This is a genomic window from Lysobacter niastensis (genome assembly GCF_015453285.1).
Lineage (GTDB): Bacteria > Pseudomonadota > Gammaproteobacteria > Xanthomonadales > Xanthomonadaceae > Lysobacter_J > Lysobacter_J niastensis.
In genome coordinates, this window is record NZ_JADLZT010000003.1 from 202805 (window position 1) to 224134 (window position 21330).

General features: G+C 67.9%; 23 protein-coding genes. 6 read left to right on the forward strand and 17 right to left on the reverse strand.

The window, feature by feature from the left end; genetic code table 11:
* Positions 1-4 precede the first annotated feature (4 nt).
* From IU514_RS05990 to IU514_RS06045, 12 genes are all read right to left on the reverse strand, one after another.
* The gene (locus IU514_RS05990; RefSeq protein WP_194930182.1) at positions 5-982 is read right to left on the reverse strand and encodes a DNA polymerase III subunit delta'; all 978 of its coding nucleotides are present in this window, start codon (positions 980-982) and stop codon (positions 5-7) included.
* On the reverse strand, positions 979-1617 hold the full coding sequence (gene tmk, locus IU514_RS05995) for a dTMP kinase (RefSeq protein WP_194930183.1): 639 nt from the start codon (positions 1615-1617) through the stop codon (positions 979-981). Before tmk ends, IU514_RS05990 begins: the two co-directional genes overlap by 4 nt.
* On the reverse strand, positions 1614-2687 hold the full coding sequence (gene mltG / locus IU514_RS06000) for an endolytic transglycosylase MltG (RefSeq protein ID WP_386760915.1): 1074 nt from the start codon (positions 2685-2687) through the stop codon (positions 1614-1616). The genes tmk and mltG overlap by 4 nt, the downstream gene beginning before the upstream one ends.
* Positions 2684-3466 (reverse strand): aminodeoxychorismate lyase, encoded by a 783-nt coding sequence (gene pabC / locus IU514_RS06005; RefSeq protein ID WP_324187790.1) that lies wholly within the window; start codon positions 3464-3466, stop codon positions 2684-2686. The genes mltG and pabC overlap by 4 nt, the downstream gene beginning before the upstream one ends.
* Before the next feature lie 38 nt (positions 3467-3504).
* Complete coding sequence (locus tag IU514_RS06010; protein ID WP_194930186.1) at positions 3505-4872, reverse strand: aminodeoxychorismate synthase component I; 1368 nt, start codon at positions 4870-4872, stop codon at positions 3505-3507.
* Between the two features lie 72 nt (positions 4873-4944).
* Positions 4945-6186, reverse strand: a complete 1242-nt coding sequence (gene fabF, locus IU514_RS06015) for a beta-ketoacyl-ACP synthase II (protein WP_194930187.1) — start codon at positions 6184-6186, stop codon at positions 4945-4947.
* 124 nt (positions 6187-6310) lie between these two features.
* Positions 6311-6550: an acyl carrier protein gene (gene acpP, locus IU514_RS06020; protein WP_194930188.1), complete on the reverse strand. Its 240-nt coding sequence runs from the start codon at positions 6548-6550 to the stop codon at positions 6311-6313.
* Positions 6551-6681: 131 nt separating this feature from the next.
* Positions 6682-7431, reverse strand: a complete 750-nt coding sequence (fabG, locus tag IU514_RS06025; RefSeq protein ID WP_194930189.1) for a 3-oxoacyl-ACP reductase FabG — start codon at positions 7429-7431, stop codon at positions 6682-6684.
* A complete protein-coding gene (fabD, locus tag IU514_RS06030) occupies positions 7428-8381 on the reverse strand; it encodes an ACP S-malonyltransferase (RefSeq protein ID WP_194930190.1) in 954 nt (317 codons plus the stop codon). The genes fabG and fabD overlap by 4 nt, the downstream gene beginning before the upstream one ends.
* A gap of 151 nt (positions 8382-8532) precedes the next feature.
* Positions 8533-9525 (reverse strand): beta-ketoacyl-ACP synthase III, encoded by a 993-nt coding sequence (locus tag IU514_RS06035; protein ID WP_194930191.1) that lies wholly within the window; start codon positions 9523-9525, stop codon positions 8533-8535.
* Between the two features lie 146 nt (positions 9526-9671).
* Entirely contained in the window at positions 9672-9866 is a 195-nt protein-coding gene (gene rpmF, locus IU514_RS06040) for a 50S ribosomal protein L32 (RefSeq protein ID WP_194930192.1), read from the reverse strand.
* Positions 9867-9914: 48 nt separating this feature from the next.
* Complete coding sequence (locus IU514_RS06045) at positions 9915-10427, reverse strand: YceD family protein (RefSeq protein ID WP_194930478.1); 513 nt, start codon at positions 10425-10427, stop codon at positions 9915-9917.
* Between the two features lie 123 nt (positions 10428-10550).
* Between IU514_RS06045 and IU514_RS06050 the strand changes: the two genes are divergently transcribed.
* Both IU514_RS06050 and IU514_RS06055 read left to right on the forward strand, forming a co-directional pair.
* Complete coding sequence (locus tag IU514_RS06050; RefSeq protein ID WP_194930193.1) at positions 10551-10919, forward strand: hypothetical protein; 369 nt, start codon at positions 10551-10553, stop codon at positions 10917-10919.
* Positions 10920-10933: 14 nt separating this feature from the next.
* On the forward strand, positions 10934-11509 hold the full coding sequence (locus IU514_RS06055) for a Maf family protein (protein ID WP_194930194.1): 576 nt from the start codon (positions 10934-10936) through the stop codon (positions 11507-11509).
* Here IU514_RS06055 and IU514_RS06060 read toward each other — a convergent pair.
* Positions 11506-13353 carry a glycosyltransferase family 39 protein gene (locus IU514_RS06060; RefSeq protein WP_194930195.1) on the reverse strand — a complete coding sequence of 616 codons (1848 nt, stop codon included), beginning with the start codon at positions 13351-13353 and terminating at the stop codon, positions 11506-11508. The two genes, IU514_RS06055 and IU514_RS06060, sit on opposite strands and share 4 nt — an antisense overlap.
* Before the next feature lie 46 nt (positions 13354-13399).
* On the opposite strand from IU514_RS06060, the gene IU514_RS06065 reads away from it, so the two are divergent.
* From IU514_RS06065 to IU514_RS06080, 4 genes are read left to right on the forward strand one after another with little or no spacing between them, the layout of a single operon-like run.
* Positions 13400-14353 carry an AAA family ATPase gene (locus tag IU514_RS06065; RefSeq protein WP_228760525.1) on the forward strand — a complete coding sequence of 318 codons (954 nt, stop codon included), beginning with the start codon at positions 13400-13402 and terminating at the stop codon, positions 14351-14353.
* A gap of 2 nt (positions 14354-14355) precedes the next feature.
* Positions 14356-15321, forward strand: coding sequence for a DUF58 domain-containing protein (locus IU514_RS06070; RefSeq protein WP_194930196.1), 966 nt, complete (start codon positions 14356-14358; stop codon positions 15319-15321).
* Positions 15314-17314: a transglutaminase TgpA family protein gene (locus IU514_RS06075; protein WP_194930197.1), complete on the forward strand. Its 2001-nt coding sequence runs from the start codon at positions 15314-15316 to the stop codon at positions 17312-17314. The genes IU514_RS06070 and IU514_RS06075 overlap by 8 nt, the downstream gene beginning before the upstream one ends.
* Before the next feature lie 17 nt (positions 17315-17331).
* Positions 17332-17820: a Slp family lipoprotein gene (locus IU514_RS06080; protein WP_194930198.1), complete on the forward strand. Its 489-nt coding sequence runs from the start codon at positions 17332-17334 to the stop codon at positions 17818-17820.
* 63 nt (positions 17821-17883) lie between these two features.
* Here the strand turns inward: IU514_RS06080 and IU514_RS06085 are convergent, their stop codons facing one another.
* From IU514_RS06085 to dnaX, 4 genes are all read right to left on the reverse strand, one after another.
* Positions 17884-18234, reverse strand: a complete 351-nt coding sequence (locus IU514_RS06085) for a histidine triad nucleotide-binding protein (protein ID WP_194930199.1) — start codon at positions 18232-18234, stop codon at positions 17884-17886.
* Between the two features lie 79 nt (positions 18235-18313).
* The gene (gene recR / locus IU514_RS06090) at positions 18314-18913 is read right to left on the reverse strand and encodes a recombination mediator RecR (RefSeq protein ID WP_194930200.1); all 600 of its coding nucleotides are present in this window, start codon (positions 18911-18913) and stop codon (positions 18314-18316) included.
* 118 nt (positions 18914-19031) lie between these two features.
* Entirely contained in the window at positions 19032-19352 is a 321-nt protein-coding gene (locus IU514_RS06095) for a YbaB/EbfC family nucleoid-associated protein (RefSeq protein WP_194930201.1), read from the reverse strand.
* 80 nt (positions 19353-19432) lie between these two features.
* On the reverse strand, positions 19433-21211 hold the full coding sequence (gene dnaX, locus IU514_RS06100) for a DNA polymerase III subunit gamma/tau (protein ID WP_194930202.1): 1779 nt from the start codon (positions 21209-21211) through the stop codon (positions 19433-19435).
* Positions 21212-21330 lie beyond the last annotated feature (119 nt).

The window sequence follows — 21330 nt, forward strand, 5'->3', positions numbered from 1 at the left end:
CCGTTCATTTCCTGGTTCCCCCCTGGGCCCGCCCCGCCTCACCGGCGCGCCAGGCCAACAACAATTCGATGACCGCCAGATCGGAGCGGACCGTCGTCCGCAGCAGATCGCGCGTCCGGTTCGCCTGATCGAACCATGCGGCCAGACTGCGCGCTCGCACCGGGTCGGTCAAGCTGGCCGCGTCGGCCAAGGCCAGGTCCGCGGCATGGCGCAGGCGCAGCGCGGCATCCTCGTCCCCGCACCAGCGCTGCGCGACCTCGCTGGCCGAGGCCTCGCCGCGCCCCAGTTTGGCCAGGTCCGCCGCCACCTCGCGGCGCAGCTTGAGGCCTTCACCCTTCAGCCATTCATGCGCCAGTCCCGGATGTCCGCGGGCGGCATCCAGTGCCTCGCGCGCGGCAGCATCGGCATGGCCCTGCGCATTCAGCCAGGCCGAGGCCTCGGCCTGCGGCGGCAGCCGGAACTCCAGCCGCTGGCAGCGGCTGCGGATCGTCGCCGGCAGCCGCGCCGGATGAGCGCTCACCAGCCACAGGTAACGGCCCGGGACCGGCTCCTCGAGCGTCTTGAGCAACGCATTGCAGGCGGCCGTGTTGATGGCGTCGGCGGGATCGATGATCACGACCTGCGCGCCACCGTATTGCGGTGTCAGCGCCATCTGTTCGGACAGGCGGCGGATCTGCTCGATCACTATTTCCGTACGCAGTCGCGTGCCTTCCTTGTTCATAACGAAGGACACGACCTGATAGTCCGGATGGGTACCGGCCGCGATCAGGTGACAGCTGCGGCACGTGCCGCAGGGTTCGCCATCGGCGCCGCGCTGCTGGCACAGCACGCGCTGCGCGAGGCGCTCGGCGACTGCTCGCTTGCCCAGCTGCGCCGGGCCGCAGAACAGCAGGCCGTGACCCAGCCGCCCGGCATCGAGCGAGGACGCCGCCTGGTCGTAGATGCGCCTTTGCCAGGGCGCGAAGGACACCGGCGCGCTCACGGCGCGGCCTCGATCAACCGGCGCAGGTGAGCGACCGCCTCGGCGGCGACCGCCTCCACGGTTTGCGTGGCATCGATCACGCGGAAGCGCTGCGCATCGGCTCCGGCACGGGCCAGATACCCCTCGCGCACGCGTTCGAAAAAGTCGTCTCGCTCGCCTTCGATGCGGTCGGAGGCGCCGCGGCCGCGCGCACGCTGCAGGCCGATCGCCACCGGCACGTCCAGCAGCAGCGTCATCGCCGGCGCAATGCCGACGACACGACGCTCCAGCTCGGCGATGAAGGACGGATCGCCTCCCCGCGCCGCCCCCTGATAGGCGAAGCTGGCATCGGTGAAGCGGTCGCTGATGACCCATGCGCCACGTTCGAGCGCAGGCAGGATCGTCTCGCGCACGTGCTGCGCGCGGGCAGCGAACATCAGCAGCAGTTCCGTGTCGATCGTCGGCGGTTCGTGGTGCGTGTCGAGCAGCAGGCCGCGGATCTGTTCGGCCAGCGGCGTGCCGCCCGGCTCGCGCGTGCTGACCACTTCGCGGCCGGTGGCGTCCAAGACCTCGCGCAATGCCTTGAGCACGGTCGACTTGCCGGCGCCCTCGCCGCCTTCCAACGTGACGAAACGCGGATACGTGCGCAGCGTCATTGCGAGCCCTGCGATGCTTCGGCTCGCGACTGCTGGCTCTGCCGGTAACGCTGCAGGTAGGTGCGCACGTTGGCCTCGTGCTCGGACAGCGTCCTGGCGAACAGATGCCGGCCGCTGCCGTCGCCGACGGCAACGAAGAACAGCTCATCGCCCGGGGCCGGCTTCGCGGTGGCCATCAGCGCATCGCGCCCCGGCATGGCGATTGGCGTCGGCGGCAGCCCGGCGCGGGTGTACGTGTTGTAGGGCGTGTCGGTCTGCAGGTCGCGCTTGCGGATGTTGCCGTCGTAGCTCGCGCCGATGCCATAGATCACGGTCGGATCGGTCTGCAGGCGCATGCCGATGCGCAGGCGCCGTTCGAACAGTCCGGCGATGCGCGGCCGCTCTTCGGCGATGCCGGTTTCCTTCTCGACGATCGAGGCCAGGATCAGCAATTCATCCGGCGTCTTCAGCACGCTGTCGGACGCGCGCTGCTGCCAGGCGTCGTCGAGCGCCTTGTCCATCGCTTCGTGCGCGCGCTTGAGCACATCCAGGTCGCTGTCGCCGCGCGTGTACAGGTAGGTCTCGGGCAGGAACCGCCCTTCCGGATGCTGGCCTGGCTCGCCGATCGCCTTCATCAGCGCGGCATCGTCCAGCTTGCCGGTATCGTGTTCCAGCGGTTCGGCCTTGGCCAAGGCGGCGCGCATTTCGCGGATGTTCCAGCCCTCCACGATCGTGAAGCGGTGGCTGATCACCTTGCCATCGCGCATCGCGATCAGCAGTTCGCGCGGCGACGTCCCCGGCGCCAGCGCGTACTCGCCGACCTGCAGCTTGCCTGCGGCGCCAAGCTGCCGCGCCAGCGCGCGCCACTCGACCAGCTCGCCGCTACGCACGCCCGCCTCGCGCAGCTTGCGCACGACGATGGGCAGTGAGTCGCCGGGCGCGACCACGATGCTGTCACCCTCTTCCAGACCGGCCATCGGCGCGTCGGCGAAGCTCGTGTAGCGCTGCCACAGCAGTCCGCCGCCCACGGCCGCCAGCAACAGAACAAACAGGAAGAACCCGCCAAGACGGCGCCCAGTTTTACGACTCACGAAACCTCCGTGACGAATGCGGGATGCGCGGCAGCCAGCCGGTGCTGAAGTTCCATGACCTGCGGATGCGGCCGCCATGTGCGCGAACCGAGCCGGGCCACTGGCAGGATACCCCGCACGGCATTGCACAGGAAAACCGCATCGGCGGCTTCGACGTCGGTCACAGCCAGCCGTGCCTCGCAGGCTTGCAAGGCGTCGACCGCCCATGCGCGGCAGACCCCGGCGATGCCACAACGGTCCACGAGGGGCGTCGTCCATCGGCCGTCGCGAAGCACGAACACGTTGGCAGCGGTCGCACTGACCACGTCGCCTTCCGCGCTGAGCACAAGTCCTTCATGAATGTCAGGGTCGGCCCATTCGCTGCGCGCCAGGACCTGCTCGAGCCGGTTGCAATGCTTGATGCCGGCCAATGCCGGCTGGAGCGCGAGGCGCGTCTCGCACCAGCGCAGCGCCAAACCAGCAGATGGCGTTGCCGGAGGCAGTGGGTGCCGTGACAGGATCCAGTTCGGCACGGACTCCTCAGGGGCGGGATAGCCGCGACCACCGGCACCGCGCGTGACGATCAGCTTGAGCACGCCGTCTCCGCCCTCGAGCATGCGTTCGGCTTCTTCCCGCACCTGCGCCTCGGCGGGCAGCGACAGTCGCAATGCCTGCGCGCCTCGCTGCAATCGCTGCCAGTGCGCGGGCCACCATGGCACGGAGCCGTGCACGGCCCGCATCGTCTCGAACAGACCGTCGCCATAAGCCAGGCCGCGGTCGTGATCCGGCAGCGAGTCCACGCGATCGCGACCCACGAAATAACGGGGCGTCGCGACCATCACCCGGCGACCCCAAGCGCGCGAAGCATGCCGCGCGCCTTGGCGCGGGTCTCGTCGAGTTCGCGCTCGGGTACCGAGTCGAAGACGATGCCTGCGCCGGTGCGGAAACGCAGCGAATCACCCTCCACCTCCGCGCTGCGGATCAGGATGTTGAGGTCGAGGTCGCCATCGCGATTGAGCCAGCCCATCGCGCCGGTGTAGGCGCCGCGACCGACACCTTCGAGCTCGGCGATGATCTGCATGCAGCGGACCTTCGGGCATCCGGTGATCGTGCCGCCGGGGAACACCGCGCGGATCACCTGCCCCGGCGTCGCGTCAGCCTTCAACCGGCCGCGCACGTTGCTGACGATGTGGTGCACGTGCGCGTAGCTTTCCACCGTCATCAACTCGTCGACCTCCACGCTGCCCGGCGTGCAGACTCGGCCGAGATCGTTGCGCTCCAGGTCGATCAGCATCACGTGCTCGGCGCGCTCTTTCGGATGACCGACGAGTTCCTGGATCCGGGCGGCATCGTCGTCGCCGGCGAAGCGCGGCCGCGTGCCAGCGATGGGGCGCGTCTCGACCACGTCGCCACGCACCGAAACCAGGCGTTCCGGTGAGGCGCTCACCACGGCCCAACCGTCTCCGGCGAACACGCCCGCGAACGGCGCCGGATTGTTGTCGCGCAGGCGCTGGAACAATGCTGACGGTTGCAGCGGCGCATCGAAGGCCGCACGCCATGCGCGCGACAGGTTGACCTGGAACACATCGCCCGCGGCCAGGTATTCGAGCACGCGCTGGACGCCGTCGATGTAGCGCTGAGGTTCGTCCTCGTCGATCGCCCTCGGTGGCTGCCACTCCGGCAGGGCCGGCAGTTGCGCGGCGGATTCGACATCGGCCAGTACCTGGTCCAGCAGGTCTTCATGACCTCGCTCGGCCACCACCACGCAATCGCCGGTGGTGTGGTCGCGCAGCACCGCCGCCGGACAGCGCAGCGCCAGTGCGACCGGCAGACCACCCGGCGCCTGCGGCAGTTTCAGCACCGGCTCGACCTGCGCCGCGGCCTCGTACCCCATGAGCAACGCCCAGCCGCCGCGGAACGGCCAGCGCGGTTCGTCGCGCGGCACGCGTAATGGCGTCCACGCCGCATCCAGCACCGAAAAGAAATCGCCCTCCTTCGCAGCGCCTTCCGCATCGCGGGTGACGCCGTCCGCGTGCAGGCGCAGCGTTTCGCCATTGCCTACCAGCAGCATGTCCCAGCGCCCCTGCGCGGTGCCGTGCGCGGTGGACTCCAGCAGCAGCGGGTAGCGCTGCGGCGCCAGGCGTTGCAGCGACAGCAGGTCGATGGTGGTTCCGGGCCGGGACGGCAGCGAGCGAGTCAGGAGCATAGTTGCGTATTAGACCCCACAAACGACGATCCCCGCCGGAGCGGGGATCGCGGGACACGAGTTGCGGCGCCGTCAGAGGCGCTTGAACACCAGCGTGCCGTTGGTGCCGCCGAAGCCGAAGCCGTTGGAGACGGCGACGTCGACCTTGGCCTGGCGCGCCACGTTGGGCACGTAGTCCAGGTCGCAGCCTTCGCCCGGCTGCTCCAGGTTGATGGTCGGCGGGATGATGCCGTGATGCAGCGCCAGCACAGAGAAGATGGCCTCCACGCCGCCGGCGGCGCCGAGCAGGTGACCCGTCATCGACTTGGTCGAGCTGACCATGGTCTTGTAGGCGTGGTCGCCCAGCGCGCGCTTGATCGCCAGCGTTTCGGCGACGTCGCCCAGCGGCGTGGACGTGCCGTGCGCGTTGAGGTAGCCGACGTCCTGCGGATTGACTCCCGCGTCCTTCATCGCCGCGACCATGCAGCGGGCCGGGCCTTCACCGTTCTCGCTCGGTGCGGTCATGTGGAAGGCGTCGGAGCTGGCGCCGAAACCGGCGAGCTCGCAATAGATGCGGGCGCCGCGGGCCTTGGCGTGCTCGTATTCCTCGAGGACCAGGATGCCGGCACCGTCGCCGAGGACGAAGCCGTCACGGTCCTTGTCCCACGGACGCGAAGCGTGGGTCGGGTCGTCATTGCGGGTCGACATGGCCTTCATCGAGCAGAAGCCCGCGACCGAGGTCGGCGACGAGCCGCGTTCGGCACCGCCGGCGACCATGACGTCGGCGTCGCCGTACTGGATCATGCGCATCGCCATGCCGATGGAATGGTTGGCGGTGGCGCAGGCCGAAACGGCCGAGAAATTCGGGCCCTTGATGCCGGTCAGCAGCGACACCTGGCCGGGCAGCATGTTGATGATGGTGCTGGGCACGTAGAACGGCGAGACCTTGCGCGGGCCGCCCTCGTGATACTTGACCGTCTGCTCCTCGATGCCGAGCAGGCCGCCGATGCCCGAGCCGATCAGCGCACCGATGCGCTCGGCGTTGGACTCGTCGACGGTGAGGCTGGCGTCCTGCATCGCCATCAGCGAAGCAGCCACGCCGTAATGGATGAACTCCTCCATCTTCTTCGCGTCCTTCGGATTCACCCACTGGGTGATGTCGAAGTCGCGCACCTCGCCCGCGATGCGGGTGGTGAAAGCGGAGGCGTCGAAATGGGTGATCGGGCCGATGCCGGAGCGGCCGTTGACGATGCCGTCCCAGCTCTTGGCCAGGTCATTGCCGAGCGGCGACACGATGCCGAGGCCGGTGACGACAACACGCCTGCGATTGGACATGAAACACTCCATTTACCTACGCCGGCGTATCGGCCGGCTGATAAAACGCGGGGCCGCAAAGCGGCCCCGGTTTGACTTTCGTGGGAGCAGGCGGCCGTTGAGACCCCGCTCCCGCAAGACGCGCTTACGACTTGACGTGCGACTTGACGTAGTCGATCGCCTGCTGCACCGAGGTGATCTTCTCGGCTTCCTCGTCCGGGATCTCGCACTCGAACTCTTCTTCGAGGGCCATCACCAGCTCGACGGTGTCGAGCGAGTCAGCGCCGAGGTCGTCGACGAACGAAGCGTTGTTGGTGACTTCTTCTTCCTTCACGCCAAGCTGTTCGACAACGATCTTCTTAACGCGCTCTTCGATGCTGCTCATGGGTTCTCACTCCTCCCGGGACGGGATATTCGACGGAATAGTCTAAAGGAAACATTGGCGTTCGCGAGCATACGCGAAAGCCCTTTTGGTTCAAGTGGTTAGGACCGGAAGCCCCCCGCCACGGGGAGGTCTCAGGGCATGTACATGCCGCCGTTGACGTGCAGCGTCTCGCCGGTGATGTAGGCGGCCGCCGGGCCGGCCAGGAAGGCCACCGCACGGGCGATGTCGGCCGGTTCGCCGAAGCGGCCGAGCGCGATCTGGCCGAGCATCGCGTTCTTGGCATCGTCGGGCAGGGCCTTGGTCATATCGGTGTCGATGAAACCGGGCGCCACGACATTCACGGTCACGCCACGGCTACCGATTTCCTTGGCCAGCGACTTGCTGAAGGCGATGATGCCGGCCTTGGCCGCGGCGTAGTTGGCCTGGCCGGCATTGCCGGTCACGCCGATCACCGAGGCAATGTTGATGATGCGGCCCTTGCGCGCCTTCATCATCGAACGCATCACCGCCTTGCTGCTGCGGTAGACGCTGGTGAGGTTGGTGTCGAGGATCGCCTGCCAGTCCTCGTCCTTCATGCGCATCAGCAGGTTGTCGCGCGTGATGCCGGCATTGTTGACGAGGATCGAGATCGGGCCGATCTCCTTGCCGATGGATTCGATCAGCGCCTCGATCGACTCGGCCTCGCCGACATTGAGCACACGACCGTGGCCGCCGTGCGCGGCCAGGCGCTCGCCGATCGCCTTGGCGCCAGCCTCCGAAGTGGCGGTGCCGATGACCGTCGCGCCCTGCGCAGCCAGCTCGTCGGCGATGGCGGCACCGATGCCGCGGCTTGCGCCGGTGACGAGTGCGACCTCGCCCTTCAACACGTCATGGTGGCTCATGCGTTCTTCCATTCTTCGAGAGCGGTTTCGAACTCGCCCGGCGTGCCGAGCGCGCGTGCGTCGAGCGACTTGTCGATGCGCTTGACCAGGCCGGCCAGGACCTTGCCCGGGCCGCATTCGGCGATGCGGGTGATGCCGCGCGCGGACAGCGCCTGCACGCAACCGGTCCACTGCACCGGCAGGTACAGCTGGCGGACCAGTGCGTCGCGGATCGCATCGGTATTGTCGTGGATGCGCGCATCGACGTTCTGCACGACCGGCCACTGCGGCGCGTGCCAAGCCAGGCCGGCCATGGCTTCGGCCAGACGATTGGCGGCCTCACGCATCAGCGGAGTATGCGAGGGCACGCTGACGGCCAGCTTGACCGCCTTGCGCACACCGCGTTCGCCGAGCATCGCCAGCGCTTTGTCGACCGCAGCGGCATGGCCGCCGATCACGATCTGGCCCGGCGAGTTGTAATTGGCCGGCACGACGACTTCGCTGCCGGACGCGGCTTCGCAGACTTCCTGCACCAGCGCATCCTCGGCGCCGAGCACGGCCGCCATCGCGCCGGTGCCGGCGGGGGCGGCATCCTGCATCAGCTGACCACGCAGGCGCACCAGGTGCGCACCGTCCTTCAGGGACAGCGCGCCCGCTGCGACCAGCGCGGTGTATTCGCCCAGGCTGTGCCCGGCCAGCACCGACGGCTTCGTGCCACCGCGCTGCTGCCACAGGCGCCACACCGCCACGCCCGCGGCCAGCAGCGCCGGCTGAGTGAACTCGGTGCGGTTGAGCATTTCCTCGGGACCGCCCTGGCTCAGCGCCCACAAATCGGCACCAGCGCCGTCGCTGGCTTCAGCGAAGGTCTCGCGCACTTGCGGATGCAGTTCGGACAACTCGGCGAGCATGCCGAGCGACTGCGAACCCTGGCCCGGGAATACGAAGGCCAGCTGGGGGGATGAATCGGTCACGCGTGAATCCCTGCGAAAAGAGTGCGCATGATACGAGTGTTTGCTCTAGGACGTCTGTACCGGCACGTATTGAGCAGCTTCCGGATGTCGCAAAAACGAAACGCCCCCGCTGTTTCCGGCGGAGGCGTCACATGCAACCCGTACTGGTGGATCAGTAACGCAGCAGCGCCGATCCCCAGGTGAAGCCGCCGCCGAACGCCTCGAGCAGCAGCAACTGGCCGCGCTGGACACGGCCGGAACGCACCGCTTCGTCCAGCGCCAGCGGCACCGAACCGGACGACGTGTTGCCGTGCCTGTCGACGGTGACGATGACGCGATCCATCGGCATATCCAGGCGCTTGGCCGTGGCTTCGATGATGCGCAGGTTGGCTTGGTGCGGGATCAGCCAGTCGATTTCGTGGCGGTCGAGGCCGTTGGCTTCGAGCGCTTCCTCGACGACCGAGTCGAGCGCCTTGACCGCATGTTTGAACACTTCATTGCCGGTCATCAGCACACGCACACCGGCATTGTGCTCTTCAGGCTTGAAGCCGGCGGACACGCCGACCGGATTCCACAGCAGCTCCTTCTTGGCACCATCGGCATGCATGTGCGTGCTGAGGATGCCCGTCTCGGTATCGGCCTTGAGCACGACCGCACCCGCACCGTCGCCGAACAGCACGCAGGTGGCGCGATCGTTCCAGTCGAGCATGCGCGTAAGCGTTTCGGCGCCGACCACGAGCACGGTTTTTGCAGACCCCGAGCGGATGAATTTGTCCGCCACCGTCAGCGCATAGATGAAGCCCGAGCAGGCGGCGTTGACGTCGAACGCAGCGCAACCGGCGACACCAAGGCGGTGCTGCAGCAGGCAGGCGGTCGAGGGGAAGATCAGGTCCGGCGTGGTGGTGCCGACGACGATCAGGTCGATGTCCTGCGCGGTGATGCCTGCCGCTTCGATCGCGCGGGTCGCGGCATGGAACGCGAGGTCGCTGGTGGTTTCACCTTCGGCGGCGATGTGGCGCTCGCGGATGCCGGTACGGGCCGCGATCCATTCGTCGCTGGTGTCGACGAACTTGGCCAGATCGTCGTTGGTCAGCACTTTCTCCGGCAGATAGCTGCCGGTACCCGCAATGCGGGAATAAACGTTTGAAACCGCCTGCTCAGTCATCTCCACTCCGCTGCGAAACCGTTGCCAAGGCCCGCCGGCAATGGGCGGGACACCTTGCCGCACAGCGGCCGTGGATCCGGGTTGTCAGATCGCAGGCAGCCCGCGCGCCGCACCAGGGCAGCGCGCGGCGCGGCAGGACGCGAAGATTACTCTTCGTCGGCGACCTTGGCCTGGGTGTCGATCACCTTCTTGCCACGGTAGTAGCCGTCGGCGGTGACGTGATGGCGCAGATGGGTTTCGCCCGTGGTCGGGTCGGTCGCCAGCTGCTTGGCGCTGAGCGCGTCGTGCGAACGGCGCATGCCACGCTTGGACGGGGAAACGCGGGACTTCTGGACAGCCATGGTCTTGCTCCAAGAACTCGTGAGACGAATCTGTAAAAAAACGGAAAACTATTTTGGTTTGTGCTTCAGCGCCGCCAGCGCGGCAAACGGGTTGGCGCGCTCCTGTTCGGCCTCTTCGGCCGGCCAGTCGCGTTCCATCGCTTCCGTGCCAGGCGCCATCGGCACGACCGGGATGGCGAGGATGAGTTCATCCTCCACCAGCTCGGAAGCCCGCAGCATGCCGTCCTGCGGCATCAGCAGCGGTTCGTAACCTGGCGGCAGCGCAGCCTCGTCCGCTTCTTCGCGGATGAGACCAAGCCGCTGCACGATCCTTACCGACAGCAGGAACCGTTGCAGGCTGCGCTGGCATTCCAGCGGCAGCTCGGCCTCGATGCGCAGCTCGACATAAGGCACCTTCAGCGAATCGCGATCGAAATCGAGCGCGAAGCGCACGTCACCTTCGGTATCGAGCAGGCTGTCCCGCAGCCGCGTCAACGCAGACAACGGCAGGCGGCCTTCCACGCCGCGCCGGGCCTCCACCATGCGCCAAGCATCCAACATCTCGGGCAGGTTCGCTGACATAAGCTGGAGAATGCTACGGGGCGACTTCTCCTCTGTCAAACCTAAACCCCTGTCGGAACGGGGATTTGCCGATGGCGACGGCAAGCGTTCAGACTGGAGCCCTCTCGACGTGATCGCTGAACCGTGTCCACTACCCTGCTGATCCTGCTCGCCGCCGTGGTGGCCATTGCCGCATCCGTGCTGATGATCCGGAGCCGCCAGCCCGACCCTCGCCAGCGCGCGGTGCGGGAAGTCCTGGATGCCGCCGATGCCCTGGAGGCACGCCTGCGCACCGCCCGTGCCGAGATCGAGGCCATTGCCGGCGAGCGCAGCGAAGACCCGGTCGGCGAGGCGATGCGGGAAATGCTGAGGCAGCGCGTCTGGCTTCGCGACCACGGCCGCGACGCGACCCTGTCGCAACTGACCGAGGTCCGCAACTCGATCGACGCCGCCCGCGGCCGGATCGAGCAGCAGCTGACCCGCATCGAGCGGGCCCGCGCGCCGATGGCCTGAACGGGCCACCCATCATGCCGGCCCTGATCCTTGCTTCCACCTCGCCCTATCGCCGTGAGTTGCTGAACAGGCTGGGTCTGCCCTTCGACGTGGCCCGGCCCGAGACCGACGAAAGCCCGCTGCCTGGCGAACCGCCGGAGGCACTGGCGGTCCGGCTCTCGGCCGCCAAGGCCCAGGCCGTCGCTTCACGGCACCCCGAGGCCTGGGTCATCGGCTCGGACCAGGTCGCCGAGTTCGACGGCCGCCCGCTCGGCAAGCCCGGCGGACGCGAACCGGCGATCGCGCAACTTGCCTCGATGTCGGGCCGCAGCGTGCGCTTCCGCACGGGCCTCTGCCTCGCACGTGCCGGACACGCGCCGCTGCAGGCCCTGGATACGACCACGGTGCGCTTCCGCACGCTGACGCCGCGCGAGATCGAGCGCTATGTCGATGCCGAACGGCCATTCGACTGCGCCGGGAGCTTCAAATCCGAAGGGCTCGGCATCGCCTTGTTCGATGCCATCGAATCTCAGGATCCGACCGCGCTCATCGGCCTTCCGCTGATCGCAACGGCGCGCCTGCTGCGTGAAGCAGGCTACACCCTGCCCTAGTCGCGCACATCGACAGGCTGCTCCGACCAATCCTCGATGCTGCCATCGCGCGCATGCAGGCGCAGACCGAGCCAGTGCCGCCCCGGCGTGACCGCCCCGAGTTCGACCGGCCCGGAAAAGCCCACGTTCGGGTGCTGCGGGTCGTTGCTGATTTTCCAGTATCCCTGCACGCCCGGAGCGGGCTGTCCGTAGGCCATCGTCGCGACGACTTCGCCATCGAGCATGACCTCGACACGCGACAGGCCTTCGCCGTCCTTGAATGCCCAGCCACGGACTTCGAACGAGCGCGCGACCTTGTCTCCGCTGGCGGGCGCGTCGATCCACGCCATCGCCGGCGCGGTGCATCGCGACGACGGGCCCCGGGGCGCCGGCTCCAGCGCGAACAGGAGGAACCGTTGCCGGCCATGGTCGATGTTGAGCACGCGCGGTGGCGGCAATGGCCCGACCATCGAACACAGCGCGTGGTAACGCGCGAGCAGGTTCTTGTACTCCACTTCGCTGGCACCGACCACCAGCAGCACGGGCGCGGCGCCCCAGTCCTCGCGACCGCGCGTCAGCAGCCCCCACAGCGCCAACTGCGGCGCGCGACCATGCTTGTGGTTGAGAGGATGATCGAGCACGGGAATGTCGGCATCGCCGAGTGCGAAGCCCAGTTCGGAAGCGATCTTGAAGTTGTCGGCAACCACGCGCGTGCCGGCGGGCATCGCGGCGCGTTGCCGGCGCACGGCTTCGGCGAGTTCATTCCAGCCCGCGAAGTTCGAGGGATACCATTTCTGCGCCGCGCTGCGCGCACGGACGTCAGGCAGCGAGACGGCCACGTAGTAGCCCAGCATGCCGACCAGCCCCAGGGCTGCCACACCGAAGGTCAGCCTCCGCACCGTGCGCGGCCATGTCGCAAGCAGCGCCGGCAACAACGGCAGCAGCGCCAGGTAGCCGGGCATCGGCCAATGGAAACTGACACGCTCGGTATCGGCGAAGAAGCCCAGCGCGAAAAAGCCGAGCAGCACGCCACCGCCGAGCAGAGCGAAGTAACGGGCCGCCGGTATGACGCCATTGCGATCGCGCCACGCGGCCGCGAGCAGCGCCGCGAACAGCGGTGGAGTAACCAGCAGTGACTGGATCACCACGAACCACAGGCCGTCGGCGTGGAACGCCCAGGGATGGCGGTCGACCAGCTGGAAGCGAAGGCCGGCGTCGGCATTGTCGTAGTTCCATGCCACCAGCGGCGCCCACGCCGAAGCACCGATGGCGACCGCGATCCACACCCGCACGTCGCGCAGAAGCTTTCTTCCGTCCGGGATCGCCAGCAACACCAGGAAACCAACGCCGATCACCGCGATGAAGCGGTAATGGCTGAGCGCCCCGATGGCCAGGCCCGCCGCCAGTTCGAGCGACGACGACGCACGTACTTCACGCAGCAGCCTCGCTCCGGCGTCGAGGCACAGCAGCGTCGCCAGCGCCATTGCGGCATCCGGCAATGCCAGCAGTCCGAGCGTGCCTGAAAGTGGCAGCAGCAACGCGAAGCATCCGGCCTGCCATCCTGCCGCCGGACCGAACTCGCGCGTGGTGATGCGAGCGACCATCCACGGAACCAGCGCACCGATCAGCAGGAAGGGCGCGCGCAGCGCCAGCGTGCTGTCCCCGCCGAGCGACGTGCCCAGCCGGGCCAGCCATGCCGTCAGGCCTGGGAGATCGGAATAGGCCGCAGCGAGGTGCTGCCCCTCCGTCCAGTAAAAGGCTTCATCGACGAACAACGGCAGCCTCGCGGCAATGGCGAGCTTGAGCAGGAACACGGCGCCAAACAGCGCCCAGAACACATGCCGCAGCCGATCTTCATCCCGCATCCGTTCGCTACCTCGTTACACTCTGGGTCATCAAAGGAGAGACTCGATGGCAGCATCCCCTTCCGCGGCGGCCATGCTAACCGATGACCTGCGCACGACCCTGGATCGGGCCCAGAAACAGGTGAATGGCCTGGTGCTAGGCAAGCCGCACGAGGTGCGCCTGGCCTTCGTCGCGCTGCTGTCCGGCGGGCACCTGCTGATCGAGGACCTGCCCGGCCTGGGCAAGACCACGCTGGCGCATGCGCTGGCCGCCACGCTGGGGCTGGAGTTCCAGCGCGTGCAGTTCACCTCCGACCTGCTGCCGGCCGATGTCGTGGGCGTGTCGGTATTCGACCCACAGACCCGCCGTTTCGAGTTCCATCCGGGCCCGGTGTTCACCCAGGTACTGCTGGCCGATGAAATCAATCGCGCCCCGCCCCGCACGCAGAGTGCGCTGCTCGAAGCGATGGCCGAGCACCAGGTCACGGTGGATGGCACGACTCATGCCCTGCCCGATCCGTTCTTCGTCATCGCCACCCAGAACCCGGTGGATCTGTCCGGCACTTATCCGCTGCCGGATTCGCAGCTCGACCGCTTCCAGCTGCGCCTCACGCTCGGCTATCCGGGAGACGCCGCCGAACGCGACCTGCTGGCCAGCGGCGACCGCCGCGACCTCATCGTGCAGACGATGCCGTTGCTGGGCAGCGAAGACGTGATCGCGGCACGCCAGGCGGTGAATGCCGTGCATGCCAGCGATGCACTGATCGCCTACGTGCAGGCGCTGCTTGCCCGCAGCCGCCGGCATCCGGGCGTGCGCGTCGGACTGTCGCCGCGCGCCGGCCTGTCGCTGCTGCGCGCCGCACGTGCCTACGCATTGCTGCTGGGCCGCTCGCACGTGCTGCCGGAGGACGTGCAGGCCCTGTTCGCTCCCGTGGCGGCACACCGCCTCGTCGCCGATGCCAGCGCGGGTGACGACGCCATGCTCGCCAAGTCGATCCTGCACGCGGTGCCGGTGGACTGAGCATGACGCGCTGGGGGCGCCTGCGGCTGGCATTGCGCACGGGATTGACGCGTCCGCGCGATCCTGAAGCGCTGCCTGCGACCCTCGATCGCCGCCGCGTCTACGTGCTGCCGACGAAGTTCGGCCTGTTCTATGCCGCGCTGTTGCTGACGATGACGGTCGGCTCGCTCAACTACAACAACAATCCGGCGCTGCTGCTGGCCTTGTTGCTGGGAGGAGCGGGCCTGGCCAGCCTGGTCGCGGCCCAGTTGCAGCTCACCGGCCTGCAGGTCACCGCCATCGATGCGGAGTCGGTGGCCGCCGGTTCGCCGATGACGGTGCGCGTGCATGCCAGCGCGCCGCCCAAGCGCGTGCGCCGTGGGTTGCGTGTGGACGACGACGGCGCACTCGACGTGAAGCACGCGGTGCTCGACCTGGACCAGGGCCGCGGCGAGGTGTCGATCGTGTTCGCGACCGAGCGGCGCGGCTGGTTCGATCTGCCGCGCCTGCGCTTGTCGACGACGCGTCCGCTCGGACTGGCCCGCGCCTGGTCGTATGTGTGGCCGGAAGCGCCGCTGCTGGTCTATCCCGCACCTGAGGCCTACGGACCTCCCCTGCCCGCCGGCACCGGCGAACACGCGCAACGGCGACTGCATGCCGCTGGCGACGATGTGCATCACCTGCGCGCCTACCGGCCCGGCGACGCGCGGCGGGCCATCGCCTGGAAACCATCCGCACGTCGCGACACGCTGATCGTGCGCGAATACGAACGCCCGGTCGGTGCCGACGTCGTACTCGATTGGCGCCAGATGAGCGGCGTGCACTACGAAGCACGCATCGCCCGCCTGGCTCGCTGGGTCGACGAGGCCGAGCGCGATGGCAGGCGCTATCGGCTATGCCTGCCGGGCCAGCCGGAACTCGGTCCTGCCCGCGGTTCGCTGCATCGCCATGCCTGCCTGCGTGCCTTGGCGCTGATGCCCCATGCGTAAGCCGACCATCCCCCTCGATGCCCCGCGACGCCGCTGGACGCTGGCAGCGTCGGCGGCCTGTCTGTTGCCGCTGCTGTTGCAACTCCCGCCGGGACTCGCTGTGTTGATCGGCGCAAGCGCGATGGCGGTCGGCGCGATGGCGTGGCGGCAGCCACTCCCCGGCTGGATGCGGCTGGTGCTGACGCTGGCGCTGGTCGGCGCGGTGCTTGGCCTGGCCAGGTTTTCCTTCGGGCGCGATACCGGTTGCGCGCTGCTGGCCGCGATGCTGGCGATCAAGCCCTCCGAGACCGCGGGGCTGCGCGATGCCCGCAGCATGATTGGATTTGCGCTGTTCGCACCGTTCGCGACCTTCCTGCTCGACCAGGGCCCGGTGTCGCTGATGCTGGGCCTGGTTGCCATCGTCCTGTCACTGGCCGCCATGCAAACCCTGGCGGATCTGGAATCCGGCGACCGCATGCAGCGCACGCCCGGAAAGCGGCTGCGGGCGATCGGCCGGCTGCTGGCCATCGGGCTGCCGCTCGCGCTCTCGGTCTTCTGGCTGTTCCCGCGACTGGGCACGCCGCTGTGGGGCGTGCCGGAGCGCGCGATGGCGCGACCGGGCCTGTCCGACCGCATGACACCCGGCGAATGGATCGACCTGATGACCGACGACACGCCAGCACTGCGCGTGCGCTTCTTCGGTCCGGCGCCGGATACGTCGAGGATGTACTGGCGTGGCCCCGTGCTCTGGAACTTCGATGGCCGAAGCTGGACGCAACCTCAGTGGCTGCGTGGCGTTCCGGCAGCGGAAAGCACCCCGGCGGCCGAACGCTGGGACTACGAACTCGAAATCGAGCCCACCGACCGCCGGCAACTGGTCGCCCTCGACCTGCCGCTTGCCGCGCCGGACAGCATGCAGATGTCGCGCGATCACGGCCTGTACGCCCGGGCCCCACTCACCAGCATGACCCGGTTGCGCCTGCGCTCCGCCGAGCCCCGGCAATACGACATGAAGTTGGGACATGTGTTGCGCGGCATGGCACTGGCGCTGCCGGATGGCTACAACCCGCGCACGCTTGCGCTCGCGCGGCAATGGCGCGCGCAGGCCGGTAGCGACGATGAGGCGATTGTCCGTCGCGCTTTGGACTGGGTGCGGCGCGACTTCGCGTACACCCTGGAAACGCCGCTGCTCGGTCGCAACTCCGTCGATGAGTTCCTGTTCGACTACAAGGCCGGCTTCTGCGAACACTTCAGCTCGGCCTTCGTCGTGCTGATGCGCGGAACAGGCATACCGGCGCGCGTGGTCACCGGCTACACCGGCGGCTATCGCAATCCGATTGGCGACTATTGGCTCGTGCGCCGCTCCGACGCCCACGCCTGGGCCGAGGTCTGGCTGCCCCGCCGCGGCTGGGTGCGGGTGGACCCGACCGCCGCGGTCGCACCGGAACGCATCTACGACACCCTGGCCGATCGCGCACCCGGCGGCGACCTGCTGGGGGGCAGCGTTACGCCGTTGCTCAACACCAGCGACTGGCTTCGCCGTGGATGGAATAACCTGGTTCTCGGCTTCGACGCCAACCGCCAGCAACGCCTGCTCGCTCCACTTGGCATCGACCGGGTGGACGGCTCGCAACTGGCGCTGATGTTCGCGTTCGCGGCCTCGTTGGCGCTGCTGTGGATGCTCTGGCTGAGCGCAAAGGGCCATCGCGAGCCTGATCCGATCCTGCGCGCCTGGCATGCGCTCGATCGCCGTTACCGCCGCCTCGGACTGGGACGCGAACCTCACGAGCCCGCGTCGGATTGGGCCCAACGGGTCGGCCGGACCCGGCCGGAGCTGGCGTTGTCCTTGCAAATACTCAGCGACCGTTTCGTTGAATGGCGGTACGCTGAGGGCCAGACCGGGGGGCGCGCAGGCGTGGCGGATGGACAGCGCAGCCTGGCCAAGGCATTACGCGCACACCGCCCCCACTCCGGACGTCCGCGGCCGGACCCGCAGGCCGTGACAAGGGAATGATCCACTGGAGAATGCTGATGAATGTCCGCTTCGCCGTACTCGCCTGCAGCACGATGCTGCTTGCCGCCTGCGCCACGCAGCCCGAGCCGCTGCAGGGCGAATACAACCCGATCACGCCCCGCGAAGCCGCGGCAACCGACAGCACCGGCGCCACCGTGCGCTGGGGCGGGCGCATCGTCAGCGTCGAGCCATTGAGCAATCGCACCTGCTTCGAAATGATCTCGGGCAGCCTGACCAGTTCCGCACGCCCCTACTGGGGCAGCGACGATACGGGCGGCCGCTTCCTCGCCTGCCGCACCGGCTTCTACGATCCGGCCGTGTTCGAGCGCAACCGCGAGGTGACCTTCATCGGCCGCATTGATGGTTACGAAAACCGCCGCATCGGCCAGTACGACTACCGCTTTCCACGCGTGGAAGCCGACGTGGTCTACCTGTGGCCGCAGCGCGAGATGGTCGACGTGATCTATCCCTACCCGGCACCCTGGCCGTGGTGGGGCTGGTGGTAAGCCGTCGGCTCTGATGGCGAAACGCCCGGCCTGGCCGGGCGTTGTCGTTTCAGGAGTCCGCGATCAGCGCGAGGTGCCGAACCGGCCGAGCGGTGCTCCCGCCAACAGATGCAGGTGGACCTGGAACACGGTCTGGCCGCCGTAGCCGTTGCAGTTCATCACGATGCGGTAGCCGTCTTCGGCGAAGCCCTGCTGGCGGGCGTACTCCGCGGCGGCCAGTGCCAGCCGGCCGACGACTTCGGCCTGTGCAGGCTTGAGATCGTTGAGCGTCGCGACGTCGGTCTTGGGCACGAACAGCACGTGCACCGGCGCTTGCGGCGCGATGTCGCGGAATGCAATCAGGTGCTCGTCTTCGTAGACGATGTCCGCGGGAATTTCGCGACGGATGATCTTGTGGAAGATGGTGTCGGACATGGCGAACCCGCTTGGGGGATTGAGCGTGGATGATGCCATGGCGAGGAAAAGCGGAGCGATCCCGCCTGCCGCCACTCGTCTATTCGGCCATCTCGCTGCGACTGCCGAACGCATGCGACAACGTGCCGCGATCGACATACTCGAGCTCACCGCCCAGCGGCACGCCGTGCGCCAGGCGGCTCGGCCGCACCTTGTGCTGGCGCGCCAGCTGCGCGAGGTAATGCGCAGTCGCTTCGCCCTCCACCGTCGGGTTGGTGGCGATGATCAGCTCCTGCACCTCGCCTTCCGCCAGCCGCGACGCGAGCACGTCGAGGCCCAGCTCGCGCGGGCCGATGCCGTCCAGCGGCGACAGCCGCCCCTGCAGCACGAAGTACAGGCCCCGATACCCGGTGGCCTGCTCGATCGCCAGCCGGTCCGCCGGCGACTCGACCGCGCACAGCAGATGCGCGTCACGCGAAGCGCTGGCGCAGGTCGTGCAGACCTCGCTCTCGCTGAAATCGCGGCAACGCACGCAATGCCGGATGTTCTCCACGGCGCTGGAAAGCGCAGCGGCCAGGCGCTCCCCTCCCGCACGGTCTCGTTCGAGCACGTGGTAGGCCATGCGCTGGGCCGACTTCTGCCCGACACCGGGTAGCACGCGCAGCGCATCGATCAGTTGTTCGAGGAGTGGCGACGTCATCGTGGGTGATTACCATCAACGCCATCCCTGCGCGGGCAGGAATCCATGGCGCCTGGCATTTCCTGATGGAAAAGGCAGGTCCGTGGATCCCCGCGTTCGCAGGGATCGCGCGCGGAACTCAGAACGGCATCTTCATGCCAGGCGGAATCGGCATGCCGGCGGTCGCGGCCGACATCCTCGCCTGCGATTCGGCGTTGACCTTGTTGACCGCATCATTGAAGGCCGCTGCGACCAGGTCCTCGGCCATTTCCGGATCACTGAGCACGCTCGGGTCGATGCGCACCTTGCGGCACTCCATACGACCGGAGATGGTGACACTGACCATGCCGCCGCCGGCATTGCCGGTGACTTCGAGCTTGGCCAGTTCTTCCTGGGCGCGCTGCACGTTCTCCTGCATCCGCTGCGCCTGCTGCATCAGTTGGGCGATATTTCCACGCATGTCTTTCTACTCGTCTAGGTGAAGAACCCCTCTGGCGAGGGGGTGGCCGCATCGCAAGGACGACGCGGCGCAGTGGGGAATCAGTTCTCGTCGAACGGCCGGATCGAATCCGGCACGACGCGCGCGCCGTGCTGCGAAATCAGGCGCTGCACGTCTGGATCGTTCATGAAGATGGTTTCGGCGATGGCCTGGCGCTCGTCGCGGGCGCGCTCGTTGCGCTGGTGCAGCGATTCCGCCTTGGCCGCTTCCACGAACTTGATCTGCGGCACCTCGCCCAGCGCAGGAGCCAATGCTTCGGCGACCATCTTCACCATCGCGTCGCCGCGCAGGTGGTCGTCGGTGGGCGGCAGCGACAGACTCAGCACGCCGTTGGCATAACCGACGAAGCCGGCGTGTTCGGCCAGCAGACGCGCCGGACCGCGCAACGTGGTGGTCGAGACCAGTGCGTGCCATGCGTCATCGTCGGCGATGCCGGCCGACTGCGCGACGCCCGAAGGCATCGGCTCTGCGCGCACAGGGGCAGGCTCCTGGCGAACCGGCTCCTGACGAACCGGTTCCGCACGGACCGGTGCCGGCAATTCGGTCGCACGCGTTTCTTCCGCGGGTGCCGCAGCACGCGGCGGCTCGATGGACCTGGATTTGGCGGCTGTCTCCGCCAACGGATTCGGCGGGGGCACGCGTTGAGCGGACGGGGCCGGAACGGCCACGGCAGCCGCGCGCTGGACGGGCTCGCGCGCCACCGCGCTGCCCCCCGCTGCGGGCACGCGCGCACCGTCGCCCTCGGAGGGGCGGAACGCCAGCATGCGCAACACCGCCATCTCGAAACCGGCGCGGGGACTCGGCGCCAGCGGCAGGTCGCGCCGGCCGTTCAAGGCCATCTGGTACCAGAGCTGCACCACTTCGGCACGCAGTCGCGCGGCCAGTGCATCGACATCGACGCCATCGGCCTCCACGGTCGCACCCGGTACAAGTTGCCGTACCTGGATGCGGTGCAACGCATCGGCCAGCGCATCCAGCACGCTGCTCCAATCAGGCGAGAACTCGGCGAGCGTCGCCACTTCCGCGAGCAGGCGTTCGCCGTCGCCCTCAGCCAAGGCGTTGAGCACGGCGCCGACGCGCGTGCGATCGACCGTGCCGAGCATCGCCGCGACCGCGGCATCGCCCAGCTCGCCGCCGGTGTAGGCAATCGCCTGGTCCAGCAGCGACAGGCCGTCGCGCAGGCTGCCGTCGGCGGCCTTGGCGAGCTGACGTATCGCGCCTGACTCGGCCGCGATGGCTTCCGCCTCGAGGATGCGGGTCATCTGCCCCTGGATCTGCTGCTCGTCCAGGCGCTTGAGGTTGAACTGCAGGCAGCGCGACAGCACCGTCACCGGCAGCTTCTGCGGGTCGGTGGTCGCGAGCAGGAACTTCACGTGCCCCGGCGGCTCTTCCAGTGTCTTCAGCAACGCGTTGAAAGCCGACTTCGACAGCATGTGCACTTCGTCGATCAGGTAGACCTTCACCCGGCCGCGACTGGGCATGTACTGGGCGTTGTCGATGACCTCGCGCACGTCGTCGACACCGGTGTTGCTGGCGGCGTCGATTTCGAGCAGGTCGATGAAGCGGCCGGCGTCGATGTCGCGGCAGGAGGCGCACTCTCCGCACGGTTCGGCGGAGGTGCCCCGCTCGCAATTGAGCGACTTGGCGAAGATGCGCGCGATCGTGGTCTTGCCGACGCCACGCGTACCGGTGAACAGGAAGGCGTGGTGCACGCGGCCTGAATCGAGCGCATTGGTAAGCGCTCGGACCACGTGCTCCTGCCCCACCAGTTCGGCGAAGCGCTTCGGACGCCACTTGCGGGCGAGGACGAGGTAGGACATGTCACCATTCTGCCGCGCCACGATCCCGTTTGCCCACCCTGAACACAAACGCGCCGCAGCGCGCCGGGAACCATGCCCCTGGGCTTTGTTGTGGTGACCCACCTTCGCCGGTTAGAATC